This window comes from Methylotuvimicrobium alcaliphilum 20Z (genome assembly GCF_000968535.2).
Classification (GTDB): domain Bacteria; phylum Pseudomonadota; class Gammaproteobacteria; order Methylococcales; family Methylomonadaceae; genus Methylotuvimicrobium; species Methylotuvimicrobium alcaliphilum.
On record NC_016112.1, the window covers coordinates 1,154,975 to 1,169,274 of the forward strand.

At 50.2% G+C, this 14,300-nt stretch carries 9 protein-coding genes; 2 read left to right on the plus strand and 7 right to left on the minus strand.

Translation table 11 applies throughout. The features are described from left to right. Positions 1-249 precede the first annotated feature (249 nt). Complete coding sequence (gene gcvP, locus MEALZ_RS04925) at positions 250-3,144, minus strand: aminomethyl-transferring glycine dehydrogenase (RefSeq protein WP_014147503.1); 2,895 nt, start codon at positions 3,142-3,144, stop codon at positions 250-252. Positions 3,145-3,146: 2 nt separating this feature from the next. After that, the gene (gene gcvT / locus MEALZ_RS04930) at positions 3,147-4,229 is read right to left on the minus strand and encodes a glycine cleavage system aminomethyltransferase GcvT (RefSeq protein WP_231692889.1); all 1,083 of its coding nucleotides are present in this window, start codon (positions 4,227-4,229) and stop codon (positions 3,147-3,149) included. 396 nt (positions 4,230-4,625) lie between these two features. On the opposite strand from gcvT, the gene MEALZ_RS04935 reads away from it, so the two are divergent. Next, positions 4,626-5,495, plus strand: a complete 870-nt coding sequence (locus MEALZ_RS04935) for an HDOD domain-containing protein (RefSeq protein ID WP_014147505.1) — start codon at positions 4,626-4,628, stop codon at positions 5,493-5,495. Positions 5,496-5,727: 232 nt separating this feature from the next. Then, the gene (locus MEALZ_RS04940) at positions 5,728-7,821 is read left to right on the plus strand and encodes an EAL domain-containing response regulator (RefSeq protein ID WP_014147506.1); all 2,094 of its coding nucleotides are present in this window, start codon (positions 5,728-5,730) and stop codon (positions 7,819-7,821) included. 793 nt (positions 7,822-8,614) lie between these two features. Here MEALZ_RS04940 and MEALZ_RS04945 read toward each other — a convergent pair. The 5 genes from MEALZ_RS04945 to MEALZ_RS04965 all read right to left on the minus strand — a co-directional run bounded on the left by MEALZ_RS04945 (position 8,615) and on the right by MEALZ_RS04965 (position 14,229). Continuing rightward, positions 8,615-9,331, minus strand: a complete 717-nt coding sequence (locus MEALZ_RS04945) for a cupredoxin domain-containing protein (protein ID WP_014147507.1) — start codon at positions 9,329-9,331, stop codon at positions 8,615-8,617. Further along, positions 9,328-10,989 (minus strand): multicopper oxidase domain-containing protein, encoded by a 1,662-nt coding sequence (locus MEALZ_RS04950; protein WP_014147508.1) that lies wholly within the window; start codon positions 10,987-10,989, stop codon positions 9,328-9,330. Before MEALZ_RS04950 ends, MEALZ_RS04945 begins: the two co-directional genes overlap by 4 nt. An 11-nt stretch (positions 10,990-11,000) precedes the next feature. Then, positions 11,001-11,600 (minus strand): DUF502 domain-containing protein, encoded by a 600-nt coding sequence (locus MEALZ_RS04955; protein WP_014147509.1) that lies wholly within the window; start codon positions 11,598-11,600, stop codon positions 11,001-11,003. Positions 11,601-12,094: 494 nt separating this feature from the next. Continuing rightward, a complete protein-coding gene (gene rsgA, locus MEALZ_RS04960; protein ID WP_014147511.1) occupies positions 12,095-12,979 on the minus strand; it encodes a ribosome small subunit-dependent GTPase A in 885 nt (294 codons plus the stop codon). Beyond that, positions 12,976-14,229 (minus strand): M48 family metallopeptidase, encoded by a 1,254-nt coding sequence (locus tag MEALZ_RS04965; RefSeq protein ID WP_014147512.1) that lies wholly within the window; start codon positions 14,227-14,229, stop codon positions 12,976-12,978. The genes rsgA and MEALZ_RS04965 overlap by 4 nt, the downstream gene beginning before the upstream one ends. Positions 14,230-14,300: the final 71 nt, after the last annotated feature.

Sequence of the window (14,300 nt, forward strand, 5' to 3'; positions counted from 1 at the left end):
TTCACGGCGTCCTGTCGGGCGAGTGACCGCACCCTCCACTACCGAGAACTTTTATTTGCCGGGGCGATGGCTAGGCCTTCATGCTCTTCATGGTGAAAGATTTTTTATGATGTACTCGCCAATACTTTCACTGCCTCTATAACTTAGGAACGAGCATGAAATAACTTAGACAATTGTCGGAAGCGAGTCACCAAACCACCACAAAGCCTACTACTTGTATAAGTTATTTTGTGCATGTTCCTTAGGAAACTACTCATAATCCGAAACGGGTGGGCAGGTGCATACCAAATGCCTATCGCCGAAAACATTGTCGATGCGTCCGACCGGCGGCCAATATTTGTCGTCGTGTTGATGATTGTCGGGGAAAAAGGCTTGTTGTTTGGAATAAGGCAGCTGCCAATCGTCCAATAGCAAGCGATGCGTATGCGGCGCGTTATGCAGCAGATTGTTGTCAGGATCGGCCGAGCCGCTTTCGATATCGGCGATTTCTTGCCGGATAGCAATCAGTGCGTCGCAAAAGCGGTCGATTTCGCGTTTCGATTCGCTTTCGGTCGGCTCGATCATCAGTGTGTCGGCGACCGGGAAGGCCACGGTCGGTGCGTGGAAGCCATAGTCGATCAAGCGCTTGGCGATATCCTCGACCGTGACGTTGCACGTTTTTTTGAAGGCTCGGCAATCGATGATGCATTCATGCGCGACGAAACCGTTCTTGCCGGTGTACAAAATCGGATAATGCGGCGCCAGGCGATGGGCGATGTAGTTTGCGTTCAGAATGGCGGTCAGCGTCGCTTTTTTTAAACCGGTCGCGCCCATCATTGCGATATAGGCCCACGAGATCGACAAGATACTCGCCGACCCCCAAGGCGCGGCCGACACCGAACCGACTGTGCCGTGTTCGTTTTTATACGGGTTGACGCCCTTGACGACAGGATGATCCGGCAGATAAGGCGCTAGATGTGCGCCGACGCCGATCGGTCCGACACCCGGTCCGCCGCCGCCGTGCGGAATCGCGAAGGTCTTGTGTAGATTCAAATGCGCGACATCGGCGCCGATTTTTCCCGGGCGGCAAATGCCTGCGAGTGCGTTGAAATTGGCGCCGTCCAGATAAACCTGACCGCCGGCGTCATGCACAATCGCGCAGATTTCGCGAAAGGCTTCCTCGAACACGCCGTGCGTCGACGGGTAGGTGATCATCAACGCGGCCAACGTGTCACGATACTGTTCGGTTTTTTTGCGCAGATCGTCGATGCTGACATTTCCGTCGTCGTCGCAGGCGAGCACGACCACGTCTAGCCCGGCCATCACCGCGCTGGCAGGATTCGTGCCGTGCGCGGAGGCCGGAATCAAACAAATGTTGCGCTGCTCTTGACCGTTGACTTGATGGTATTTGCGAATGACTAAAAGCCCCGTGTATTCGCCTTGCGAGCCGGCATTCGGCTGTAGCGAGATCGCATCGAAGCCGGTCAGATCGCAGAGCATCGCTTCCAGTTCGTCGAATAATTGCTGGTAACCGTGGGTTTGCGATAGCGGCGCGAATGGATGAAGGGCATTGATTTCGTGATAAGAAATCGTTTGCATTTCGGTAGCGGCATTCAGTTTCATCGTGCACGAGCCGAGCGGAATCATCGAGCGGTCCAGCGCGATATCGCGCCGGGCCAGGCGGCGCATGTAGCGCATCATTTCGGTTTCGCTGTGATAGTTGCTGAATACCGGATGCTGCAGGATCGCATCGCTACGGAGTAATGCGTTCGGTATGCAGTCGTCAAGTTGTGCGTCCAAGGCATTGATTTGCGGCAGGTCGGCCGGTTGCGCGGCAAAAACCCGCCATAGGCTGCGAATAGTTTGGCGCGAGGTCGTTTCATCGAGCGACAGGCCTATCGTGTTGCCGTCGATGAATCTAAGATTGATACCGGCTTCCTGGGCGTTGGTGACGATGCGTTTTGCACGGTTCGGCGTCTTGATCAACAGCGTGTCGAAATAGCAGCGTGTTTCGATGGTGAAGCCGAGCTGCATCAAGCCTTCGGCGAGAATTCGGGTGTAGCGGTGCACGCGGCCGGCAATCATACGCAGGCCGGCGGGTCCGTGATAAACGGCATAGAAACCAGCCAGCACGGCCGGTAATACCTGGGCCGTGCAAATGTTGCTGGTTGCCTTGTCGCGGCGAATGTGTTGTTCGCGGGTTTGCAGCGCCATGCGCAGCGCGAATTGGCCGTGCCGGTCTTTCGATACGCCGATGATTCGCCCCGGCACCGAGCGTTTGAATTCGTCGCGCGTGGCAAAGAATGCGGCATGCGGTCCGCCGTAGCCCATTGGTACGCCGAAGCGTTGCGAATTACCGACCGCAATGTCGGCTCCGAAGTGACCGGGCGGTTTTAGTAATACTAGACTAAGCAAATCGCAAGCAACTGTGACCAAGGCCGATTGCTTGTGTGCGCTGTCGACGATAGGCGTTAGATCTCGGATTTCTCCGGTTGATCCCGGGTATTGCACGAGTACGCCAAAGCAGGTTTGTTTGTCCAGGTCGTTGAAGACATCGCCGACGACTAAGTCAAAGCCCATCGATCCAGCGCGGGTTTTGAGGACTGCGAGCGTTTGCGGATGACAGTCTCGGTCCGCGAAAAAAGTGCTCGATGAACTGCCGGATAGACGCTTGGACATACTCATGGCTTCGGCAGCCGCGGTCGCCTCGTCGAGTAAGGAGGCGTTGGCCAATTCCATACCGGTCAAATCGATCACCATTTGCTGAAAATTCAGCAAAGCTTCGAGACGCCCTTGGCTGACTTCGGCTTGGTAAGGCGTGTAAGCGGTATACCAGCCCGGATTTTCGAGGACGTTGCGTTTGATTGCAGCCGGCATCGAAGTGTCGTAATAGCCCATGCCGATTAATGAGACGAAGACTTTATTGCGTTCTTTAATTTTGCGTAGATGTTCGATGACCGCTCTTTCGCTGATCGTTTCGGTCAAGCTTAACGGTTCGAGGTCGACGATATCCGCCGGTACCGCAGCACTGATCAAGTCTTCAAGTGCATCCAGACCTAGGGCTTCGAGCATTTCTTCGAGTTCATCGGGATTCGAACCGATATGGCGGTTGATGAAGCTGCCGCGCATTTCCAATTGACTCAAAGCGGGGGCGGATGAGGACATGACTAACTCCGGTGATAACGGTGGGGGACGAAAGGCAGATCGCAGACGGTGAGTTTGATCAAATTATTACGGACCCGTGTAAACAGCGTTGCACCGATGACGGCCGCTTCAGTGTTAATTAAGGCTAGCGCGATCGGTCTGCCCAAGCTAGGTGAAAAACTGCCGCTAGTCACGCGGCCGATTAATTTATCTTCGCTGTCGAAGACCTGCGCGTTTTCACGAACCGGCATTTTGGCTTCGACGAGCAAGCCGACGCGTTGTATTTCGGTGCCGTTTTGCATTTGATTCAGCAGCGTGCCGGCTCCCGGATAGCTCTGATGGGTATTTTTGATCAACCAGGACAGTCCGGCTTCGATCGGTGTGGTTTTTTCGTCGAGTTCATGGCTGTAAAGACTGAGTCCGGCTTCTAGTCTCAATGTGTCCCTGGCGCCTAAGCCGGCCGGCTCGACTTCAGGGAAATTCAGTAGCATTCGAGCCAGCTTTTCGGCGAACCGGTTCGGTAACGAAATTTCGAAGCCATCCTCGCCGGTATAGCCGCTGCGACTGATCATGCAGGGTATGTCGTCTATTTCGGTACGACAGGCTTGCATGAATTGCAATCGGCAGGCTTCCGGCGCAATCTGTTGTAAGACGTGCGAGGCGGAAGGCCCTTGCAGGGCTAATAGGGTATGTTCGGTTAGTTCTTGTAATTGACAGTCGTTTATTAGTTGTTTGCGCAAATGTTTAAAATCTTTTTCCTTGCAGGCGGCATTGACGACGATCGTCAATTCCTGGCCGAGTCGAGTTACGACGATGTCGTCGATAATGCCGCCGTCCGAATTCGTCAGCACGGTATATTGCTGCCGGCCGGAACCGAGGCGGGAGATGATGGCCGGCGTCAGTTTTTCCAGGCCGACGGCGGCGCTAGAACCCTTAAGCAAACATTGACCCATGTGCGAGATATCGAATAGCGAAGCCTGATTCCGGCAATGCAAATGTTCGTGAATGATCCCTTTGCTATACTGCAAAGGCATTTGGTAATCAGCGAACGGAACCATTTTGGCGCCTAATTCGACGTGTAGCCCGTAGAGTGCGGTTTTGTGCATTGTGGTCACTGTCGGTAAAGAGACGGTAGAGTAGGAGACCATAGTTTAACGCCGCCTTGCGTGTATAACAAAATTCGGTTTTCTGAGAATGGCCGTTTGCGCTACTAAGATTTATACCCGTCGTAGATCAAAATTCGGCACCGGAGTGCTCGTCAAAGGTCCTGCACCTAAATTATCTAAGATAGTTAACCATAGTCAATGGACTATGGAATTTAGGTGCTGGGTTCACGGCGTTCCTCCACAGGCATGCCCTGCATACCTTGAAGATGGCGAAATTCCTCAAACTGGGAATTGCTGGGGCTACAAGTAAACTGTCGGAAATTATTTCAAGTAAGTGCTATAAAGGTCTATTTTTAGTAGAAGCTTTTACGGTAATGAGATAGCGGGATAAATTGAGTGGCTGAAAAATATACACCCGAAAAATTAGTCAGCGGCGTGATCAATTTAGTCACGCTGCCTGAGATATGCCGAAAGATAAACTTGGTAATGGCCGATCCGGACCATAGTCGACAGGACATCGAGCATTTGGTTTCTCAGGATCCTGCTTTGACGATGAGGATATTGCGCATCGTTAATTCATCCTATTACGCGTTGCCACGAAAGATCGACAGAGTAGATCAAGCCATATCTATTATCGGCGAGGACGATTTAAGTAATCTGATACTGGCGACCTCTGCCACGACGGTTCTCAAGCGTTTAGGCAATCCATTGATCGATTTTCAGGAGTTTTGGCGGCATAGTGTCGAATGCGGTTTAATGGCTAGAGCTATTGCCAAACAGAGTCATCATGCTGATTGTGAAACGCTCTTCACCTCCGGTTTATTGCATGATGTCGGAAAAATCGTTTTGTATTACCAATTGCCCGAATTGGCTCGCGCGGTGTTAGATGAGTCGAAAATGACCGGTTGCCGTATCGAAGAGGCGGAGCAGCGTTTATTGTCGTTTGATCATGCCCAAGTCGGCGGCGCCTTGGCTAGAGCTTGGAAATTACCCGAAATTCTATGCCGAAGCGTCGCTTTTCATCATCAACCCAATCAAGCGGAAGCATTTGCGATTGAAGCCGGCATGGTGCATATCGCGAATGTTTTATCGAACCGCCATGGATCCTTGTCGGTTGATTCGAGTAAAGCTGAAATCGAAGATCTAGGTTTCGAACCGCAGGCTTTCGAATTGACCGGCTTGAGCATGAATAAGTTGCTCGAGACTGTCGAGGCGGTGCAAGAGCAAAGCAAGGAAGTTCAAACAATGATGTGCTCAGGCTCCTGATCGTAATGTTATACCTTTCGCACTTCAAATTTCGGCAGTGCCTAAGGAGGCACCGGGGTGCTCGGCAAAGGCTTTGCCAGCATGGATGCTGGCATAGAGCCTATATGGATGTATTCGCGGCGCCCTTTGACGGGCCCCCGGTGCCGAATTTTGATCTACGATGAGTATAAATGCCGGAAAGTTAGTGTTGTCATTGCTCATCGACAAGTATTCCAAAAATAGGTAACAGGTTATGGATAAACAGGAACTCAATATACTATTGGTCGAGGATAATCATGTTTATGTCGAGCTTATCAAAAATACGCTGGAAAATGAGGCCGGTTATCGTTTGACGATTGCTGAAAATTTGCAAAAAGCGCGCGAATGCCTTAATGAAAAACATCCCGATCTTATGTTGATCGATTTTTTTCTGCCCGATGGGTTGGCAACCGACTTGCTCTCCGGTCACGTCGATCATTTGGATTGTCCGGTTGTAATTTTGACCGGGCCGGGCGATGCCACGCCGGCGATACATTCGATGAATGCCGGTGCTTGGGATTACTTGGTCAAAACCGAAAGTGCGTTAGCGGACATAACCCATGTAATCAATCGGGTCATGCGCGATTGGTTGCATTTTCTTGAGAAAAAACAAGCGACCGATATGCAGCAGCGTCTGATGTCAATATTGGAAGCAACGCCCGATATGGTGGCTATTTTCGATGCCGACGGTTTTGCGCAATACGTGAATGTCGCGGGTAGAAAGCTATTAGGTTTTAGTCAAGATCAAAATTTGTCCGAGTTACGCTTGACCGACTTTTACCCGGTTGAATGCGCGAAAATCATTCGTTCCGAAGCGATTTCGAATGCAATCCGCAAAGGTCAATGGTGCGGTGAAACCGAGTTGTTGACGCGAAGTAAGGATACAATTCCGGTATCCCAGGTTTTGATCTCGCATTTCGGGGAATTGGGCGGCGTTGCTTTTTTTTCCACGATCATTCGCGATATCAGCGAATATAAAAGAGTTCAGGAAAAAATCGAATTTTTGGCTTATCACGATTCATTGACCGGATTGATCAATCGAACGCAATTACATAATGAACTCGAGCGAGAAATTGCAAGGGCGTTGCGGCATAATGAAACAGGCGCGGTTTTGTTTATCGATCTGGATCATTTTAAAAAAATTAACGATACCCTGGGCCATCTTGCCGGCGATTCGGTATTGATGCAGATAGCATTAGCATTAAAAGCCAATGTTCGCCGCGATGATGTCGTGGCTAGATTGGGCGGAGATGAGTTCATTATCATTTTGAGCGGTTTGCCTATCGACAAAGCAAAGGCGGCTGAGAAAGCAGGGGAAATTGCCGAAAAGTCTCGTCAAGATATCGCCAAGATTATTCATGCCGAAAGCCACAGGATTCAAGTGACCGCGAGCATCGGTATTGCATTATTTCCGTTACTCGAAGGCGGTACGCACGAATTGATTCAACATGCCGATACCGCGATGTATCATGCTAAAGCGCAAGGCCGCAACGGCATCGCTTTTTACAAGCAGGGTATGAGCGATGCGGTGAGTCGGCAATTAAAGCTGGAAGTGGCATTGCGCAAAGCGATCGAGGAGCGCCAGTTTCGGCTCTATTATCAAGCGCAAGTCAATATCGGCAATGGACAGGTCAGCGGCGCGGAAGTGCTGATTCGTTGGAATCATCCCGAGCTGGGTATTATTGCTCCCGATGAATTTATTTCGGTATTGGAAAGTAGCGCGTTGATTTCGATTGTCGGTCAATGGGTATTCGAAACTGCTTGTTATCAATTGGCTCAATGGGTCGCCGACGGTATTTGGAAAGACGATTATCATCTTTGCATCAATATTAGTCCGCGCCAATTCAGAGATACTGATTTTACTGCCGGTATCGAACGAGTCGTGAAAAAAACCGGGGTACCGGCACATTGTTTGGAAATGGAAATCACCGAAAATATCGTAATTTACGATTTGGACAAGGCCATAGAAATCATGCGGGATCTACATGGTTTAGGTATTCGTTTCTCGATCGACGATTTCGGTACCGGATATTCGTCGTTACGCTATATCAAACGTTTGCCGGTGAATGTTCTGAAAATCGACCGCACTTTCATTCAGGATATGTGTACCGAAAAGGATGATGCGTCGATTGTCGATACGATTATTGCGATGGCGCGGCATATGGGGTTGGATGTTGTGGCCGAAGGGGTTGAAACTCAGGATCAACTCGAATTGCTCAAATCGTTGGGATGTCCGAATTATCAAGGGTACTATTTTAGTCCGCCGGGCACGGCAGACGAATTCAAGCAATTACTGCTAGCCGCATAGAGCCTTTCAAATGGCTATGTTCGCGTTAATAGTTGAAGTGAATAGTACACCAATCTCGAAACTTGAAGGCTCAATTCACTTTGGATTTATAAGTGCTTCCGGTAGTAGTGGGTATTTTCAACTACTCCCTAACTGTTGGAAGAGGGGCACTGAACCGCCGCAAAGCCTACTACTTGTAGAAGTTATTTCCTGATTAGCAAGTTTCTTCAGCTAAAGCCCAAAAACCAGCATATCCCTAGCAGGACGGGGTTTGCAACCCCGTCCTAAACGTTTTGACTTTGGCCGAAGTCAGCCGAAATGTTTAGGGCAAACCGAAACGTTGGGGACGGGTTAAATAAGGCTATGTTCGCGTTAGCAGTTGAAACGGTTCTCTTTCCTACTAAATAAACCATTTAGGAAATAGTCAATGATTGCTTTCCAATACACTGAGCGTGGAAGAGGGTACGATTAATCGCTTGACAGGACGCCGTAAATACGTCCATGTAGGCTTGACGGCGGCTTTCCCTGCCGCCGACACCTGTCAATCGAGCAATCGTACCCTCCTTTCAACCATTGGAACGATATTGAAAAAAGGAAAGTTATTCAGAGTTGTATCCTGGGGTTTCATGTTGGCTTTAAGTTTAAAAGTATCAACTATTAACGCGAACATAGCCTTAAATAACCCGTCCCGCAGAAGTGGCTACGACTGGCCACTGCTCGGACAGTTGGCTTCGGCAAGCTGAAGCATCTTGCTAATCAGGAGTTATTTTGCGCATATTTCTTAGACGGTTTTTCGATTGAAAAAGGAGTCGATTCAAGCGCTATCCTTAGTAGATAGCTTCTTTGCTTGTAAGCGTTTGTTTAACCAAAAGCCTCCAATAATCGGTGCGGCCAATCCCATAGTCAGCGAAACGATCAAGGCAATCCAGGTCGTTTGACTCCATGCTACCGGGTACACATCCGGCGTGACCGGTTCGCTGATGCCGGGAATGCTCGGCAGGTCGCCGTCCCCGCCGTCCACCTTCAATTGCGCCTTCATGCCTTTTTCCATGTGTTGCGGTATTTCGCAGTGCACCAAATAGGTTTTAGGCCGCGACGGAACGATCAGCGAGGCTTTTAATTCTCCTTGGCCGTACAGTTCCAAATGCACCATGCCGTCCGGGTAGAGATAACCGGGCAGTCCGTGAATCATCATTTGATGCCGAATTTGGTCGTCGTTGATGAAGGTGATGTTGATTCGGCTGCATGGTTTGACATTCCATTCTTGCCGGTCGAAGGCAAACATCTTGCCGGGAAATTTTTGCGCATGTTTATGGCCGGCGCGGATCACGATATCGACATCCTCGGAAATTTCCTTACAGTCGCGCGGCAAATTGTCGGCATTGGCATTCATGATCATGCCGGTTTCATCCATCATCATATTGCCGTGTTTCATCATTGCCGCGCCAGGGCTGGCCGCCGCCAACAAAAGCAAATATAACGACGCGCCTGATAGCTTTTGAATCCGGGGAATGAAATTTTGTCGGGTCATTGTGAGGGTTTCCTGTTGAGCGCAACGACAATAAAAATAATAACGCCGAGCAATAAACCTACAGCGAGACCGAAGCCGGCGATTCGTAGATAATCCGGCGCGAGCATGCCGGCTGCGCCGAGTGCGTCGGCATATTCCCCACTGCCCCAGACCGGGAGTTTTTTCTCGTAATAATTTTTAGTGAAAACTTGGTCGAACATTTCGTCATGCATGTGCGGCATGCCTTGATCGTCGAGCAAATGCCGGTAAGCCAGAATGGACATGTTGCCGCCCGGTTCCATGCCGTCGGTGGTCGTGCCGGTGACGACATGGTCGTGAAACATCCATAAGCCGGGTCCGTAGCTGTGCAGGCCGTCGTTTTTGGTGTATAGATCGAGATCGAGGCGTTGTGCCGGAGCAATGTCGAATACGTCCCGGGTGATTTGCGCACCTTCCGGCGCCTTGACGCCGTCATAAGCCATGATGGTCGCCTTGTGTCCATGAAAATGAATCGCCGCGGCCGAGCGCTGCGCATTGACCAGATTGAGTTTGATATGTTCGTCTTCATCGGCGACGATGATGCCGTCGCGAAGCGTGTATGGAAACGAGCGGCCGTTCAGTAAGAAATAATTTTCGTACGACTCGGTCATGTTGTATTCGCGGTTCATGCGTTGCGCGATCAGCCTCGGGTCATTCGCGTCCTGGACGATTTTCGCGAGCCGCTTGTCGATCGATTGATAGACCAGGTCGTATTCCCGGTTGAATTTTTCCTTGACCGCAACCGAAGGGTGGCGTACATGACCGGCGCCGATATTGAAGGTTTGCAGCCAATTGTTCGGCCGGTTTTCCTCGACGACGATCATGCCGGTCAAGCCCATCATCATGTGTTGCGCGGTTTGTACATGGCAGTGATAGATCATCGTGCCGGCATGACGGGTCTGGATTTCGTAAGTGTGGCTCTGGCCGGGCATCACAGGATGTTCTTCGACGCCGTCATTATCCTTGCCTTCGGAATTCAGCCAGGGATGATCGACGCCGTGCAGATGAATCGTATGCGGCAGATAATGCGTATTTTCTAAGGTGATGTAAACTTTATCGCCTTGCTCGACCCGAATCACCGGGGAAGGTGCGCGCAGAATCGGATTGGCCACGAGCGAATTGAAATGCTTGACGCCCATGCCGACCATTTTGGGGGAGTAGACCCAAAGTCCCGGTTCGATGCCCGGCGCGATAGGGAAGGTGTTGATCAAGAATTCGCCGTCGGGGCTCGGACCGTTCAGTTCGGTTACTTCCAATTTGATGCGGATGACATCCGGGTCGCCGTCGCCGTCGAGATCGTCGGTCTTGATCAAGGCATCTTGGGCGAAATGGGTTTGCATCAAGGTATGCATCGAGACGTTATTGGTGCCTTTGACCGAAACGGCAATATCGTAGGGATTGTCCGGTTCGCACAAGGGCGATGCGGCGATTTCGACACCATCGATCGTTTGCGCCTCGCGCCATTCGGGATGTTCGTTCGAACAGGGTTTTTCGATGCCGCTGGTTTCATCGAGGCGATACGGTACTGTCGCAGGCGGCTCGATACCCGCAGGTTCCTGCATGGCAGGCGGTGTCAGCCAGGCAAATGCCGGCTGAGTGGCGATTAAAAGGCTCAATAAAGTCAAGAAGTGTCGATGCATAGTGATATGGCTTATGGCGCGCTGGTGTGGGTAAGTGCCGCGACTTCTTCGGGTTTGGCGTAGTCGACGCCGACGCTGATGATGAAACTCGATACCGCCTCGATATCCATTTGCGAATTGACTACCTTCGATTTATGGACGATCACGGTAAAGCCCGAGGTTGGGTTCGGCGAAGTCGGCACATATAAGACATAATTGTCGCCGACGCGGTTTGTGACATAGGCGGGCACCCACATGCCTTCCTTGGGGTACTCGACATAAACGACCGCGCGAACTTGCGCCTCTTCTTTGGTCAGAAATAATTTAAAGAGTTTTTGCGTGACGCGGTAAACGGTACCGATAAAAGGAATGCGTAAGATCATTTTTTCCAGGTAATACAGTAAATGCGCTTTTTCCTGTTTGAGTAAGTAGCCGAAATAACCGAGTATCGCAAGCGCCGAAGCGAATAATGTAAAGGTCACGAATGGGTTTTCATAACGGCCATGGATAAGCAATATGAAATTGATCAGTAGACTTTGAACGTAAAATACAATTTGCAGAATAATGGCGATAGGAACGAAGCCTATGATGCCAATCAGCACGTAGTCCGCAAAAGTTCGTAAGTTTCTCATGATGGTATCCTCGTTATTTTTATAGTGGTCGTTAGGGGGGTATCGTTTGTATATTTGAAGTGGGTATTCTGTAAGTTATACCCTGGAAATAGTCAACAATGACTTCCCGTAACTATGCGGATTGTGGGATGCGGTTACTTGCTTAACGGGAAGTCTTGAACTCCGCACTTAAATTATCCAAGACAGTTAACCATAACTAAAGGGCTATGGAATTTAGGTGCGGGGTGAATACGTCCGGCTTGACGCTATTTCAGGCATCCTCTATGCGGGATATTATACCCTTTGCTAGTCAAATTTCGGTGCCGGAGTGTCCGTCAAAGGACGCCGTAAATACGTCCATGTAGGCTCTATGATAGCATCCATGCTATCAAAGCCTTTGTCGAACACCCAGGCACCTCCATAGGCTAATGCCGAAATTTGAAGTGCGAAAGGTATATACTGATATTGGATTAATTCAGGACAACGTCGAGAGGTTTCCCGTTTAGATTGAAACGTCAAGAAGCTCGAGGCATTTTGTCCCGGAGCTTTAAAAAACGCTGGTAGCGTGACATTGGAATATTTCCTTGTTCGGCCGCTGCTCTAACCGCACAATCCTTGTCGTTGACATGCCGGCAATTCTTGAAACGGCAGTGGTCGATTAACGGTTGAAATTCGCGGTAACCGTAAGCCAATTGCGCTTCGGAGAGTCCGTCGAGTCCGAAAATGGCGACGCCGGGACTGTCGATCAAATTGCCTCCGGACGGAAGATGATAAAGCGTCGCAGCGGTCGTTGTGTGCCGGCCGTGTTTCGTGGTGGCGCTGATGGTATTGGTTTTCAGATCCTTGTCGGGAATCAGCGCATTGGTCAATGACGATTTGCCGACGCCGGATTGGCCGGTCAAAATGCCGGTTTGGTGTGCCAATGCGAGTTTAAGCTGATCCAATCCGTGTCGATGTGTGGCGCTAACGCGGAAAATCGAATAACCAAGATTCTCGTAGATAGCCAGTTCGTCGATTAAAGCAGTCTGAGGATTCAGGTCGGTTTTGTTATAGACCAAGGCTGCATCGATATTACGATTTTCGCAAATGGCCAAATATTGATCGATCAGTAAAAAATCGCAATAAGGTTCGGGAGCAAAGACCACGAAAACGGTATCGATATTCGCGGCAACCGGTCTGACCTTGTCGTTCCGGGAAGGGCGCGTCAATAGCGAACGCCGTGGCAGAATCTCTTCGATACTGCCTTGATCGGGCGCCGAGAGCTGCCATAAAACGTTGTCGCCGACCGTCACGGTTTCGAGCTTCCGTTTCGGTTGGCAAAGCACGGTTTTACCGTCGCTTTCGACGGCAATACCTTGACCTAAATGCGCGATGACGAGTCCTTCCTGAAGCGGGCTCATCCGTTTGCCGCAAGCTTGGTTTCCAAATGCGCGATGCGAATGGCTGCCGGTGGATGACTATAATGGAAGGCCGAATATAATGGGTCCGGCGTCAAAGTGCTGGCATTCTCTTCGTAGAGCTTGACCAGGCCGCTGATCATCTTGTCGGCGCGAGCGTTCGCGGCGGCAAAATCGTCGGCTTCGAATTCGAATTTACGCTGAAAATAAGCGCTGATCGGTTGCATGAACGGCGTGAAAACCGGTGAAACCAACGTAAACAGTAGTAAAGCGGCTGCGTTCGACGCTTCTGAAACGCCCAATCCACTGAAAAACCAGGGCTTGTCGATCAACCAACCGAGAATGGCGAGGCTGATTAGACTCATGATCGAGCTGGCGACCAACATTTTAATGACATGCCTACATTTGAAATGCCCCAGTTCGTGTGCCAACACCGCTTCAAGCTCTTCTTCCTCGAGAGAATTGACTAGGGTGTCGAAGAACACAATGCGTTTGTTGTTGCCAAGGCCTGTGAAATAAGCATTGCCGTGTCCGGAGCGTTTCGAACCGTCCATGATGAAGATGCCTTGGCTGTTGAAGCCGCAACGGGCCAGCAAACCTTGTATGCGCTGCTTCAGCGATCCGTCTTCCATCGGTGTGAATTTATTGAATAGCGGGGCGATAACGGTCGGAAACAGCCAGCTCATCAATAGTGAAAAACTGATGAGAATGGCCCAGGCCCAAAGCCACCATAGCGAGCCGATGCTGTCCATGACCCAAAGAATCAAGGCCAAAATCGGTAGGCCGATTGCCAACATCAACCCCAGTTGTAGCAATTGATCTTTGATGAATTGTTGCGGTGTGCTTTTATTGAAGCCGTATTTTTCTTCGATTACGAAGGTTTGATAAACATGAGTCGGAACTTCCACTAAGGTCATGAATAATATGATAGTTGCGACCGCGCCCAAACCGGTAAGCATCGTCGACAGTTCGAATCCGGACCATAGGTTGAACGCATATTCGATACCGCCGCCCAGCGTAATCAATAGTAGGAATACCAAGCCTATCAAGCTGTCAATCCTGCCGAGTTTGCCTTTATCTATCGTATAGTCGGCGGCTTTCTGATGGGCTTCGAGCGAGACTTTATCCTTGAAAGCATCGGGGACCGCGTCGCGGTGTTTCATAACATAATCCGATTGCCGCATGGACAGCCAAAACTGAATCGAATAAGAAACAATCAGCGCAAAAAGGAAGATAACGGTAAAAGTATTCATTATATAAAGCGTCAAGGTTGAGAAGTAGGCATACAGAGTAGCCAATGCTATAATTTCGCGCAACTTTAATC

Bases quoted from the DNA above. Each gene is read 5' to 3' on its own strand.
- MEALZ_RS04955 (WP_014147509.1), bottom strand. From the start codon at position 11,600: ATGAGAAACTTACGAACTTTTGCGGACTACGTGCTGATTGGCATCATA.
- rsgA (WP_014147511.1), bottom strand. From the start codon at position 12,979: ATGAGCCCGCTTCAGGAAGGACTCGTCATCGCGCATTTAGGTCAAGGT.
- MEALZ_RS04950 (WP_014147508.1), bottom strand. From the start codon at position 10,989: ATGCATCGACACTTCTTGACTTTATTGAGCCTTTTAATCGCCACTCAG.
- MEALZ_RS04945 (WP_014147507.1), bottom strand. From the start codon at position 9,331: ATGACCCGACAAAATTTCATTCCCCGGATTCAAAAGCTATCAGGCGCG.
- MEALZ_RS04965 (WP_014147512.1), bottom strand. From the start codon at position 14,229: ATGAATACTTTTACCGTTATCTTCCTTTTTGCGCTGATTGTTTCTTAT.
- MEALZ_RS04940 (WP_014147506.1), top strand. From the start codon at position 5,728: ATGGATAAACAGGAACTCAATATACTATTGGTCGAGGATAATCATGTT.
- gcvT (WP_231692889.1), bottom strand. From the start codon at position 4,229: ATGCACAAAACCGCACTCTACGGGCTACACGTCGAATTAGGCGCCAAA.
- gcvP (WP_014147503.1), bottom strand. From the start codon at position 3,144: ATGTCCTCATCCGCCCCCGCTTTGAGTCAATTGGAAATGCGCGGCAGC.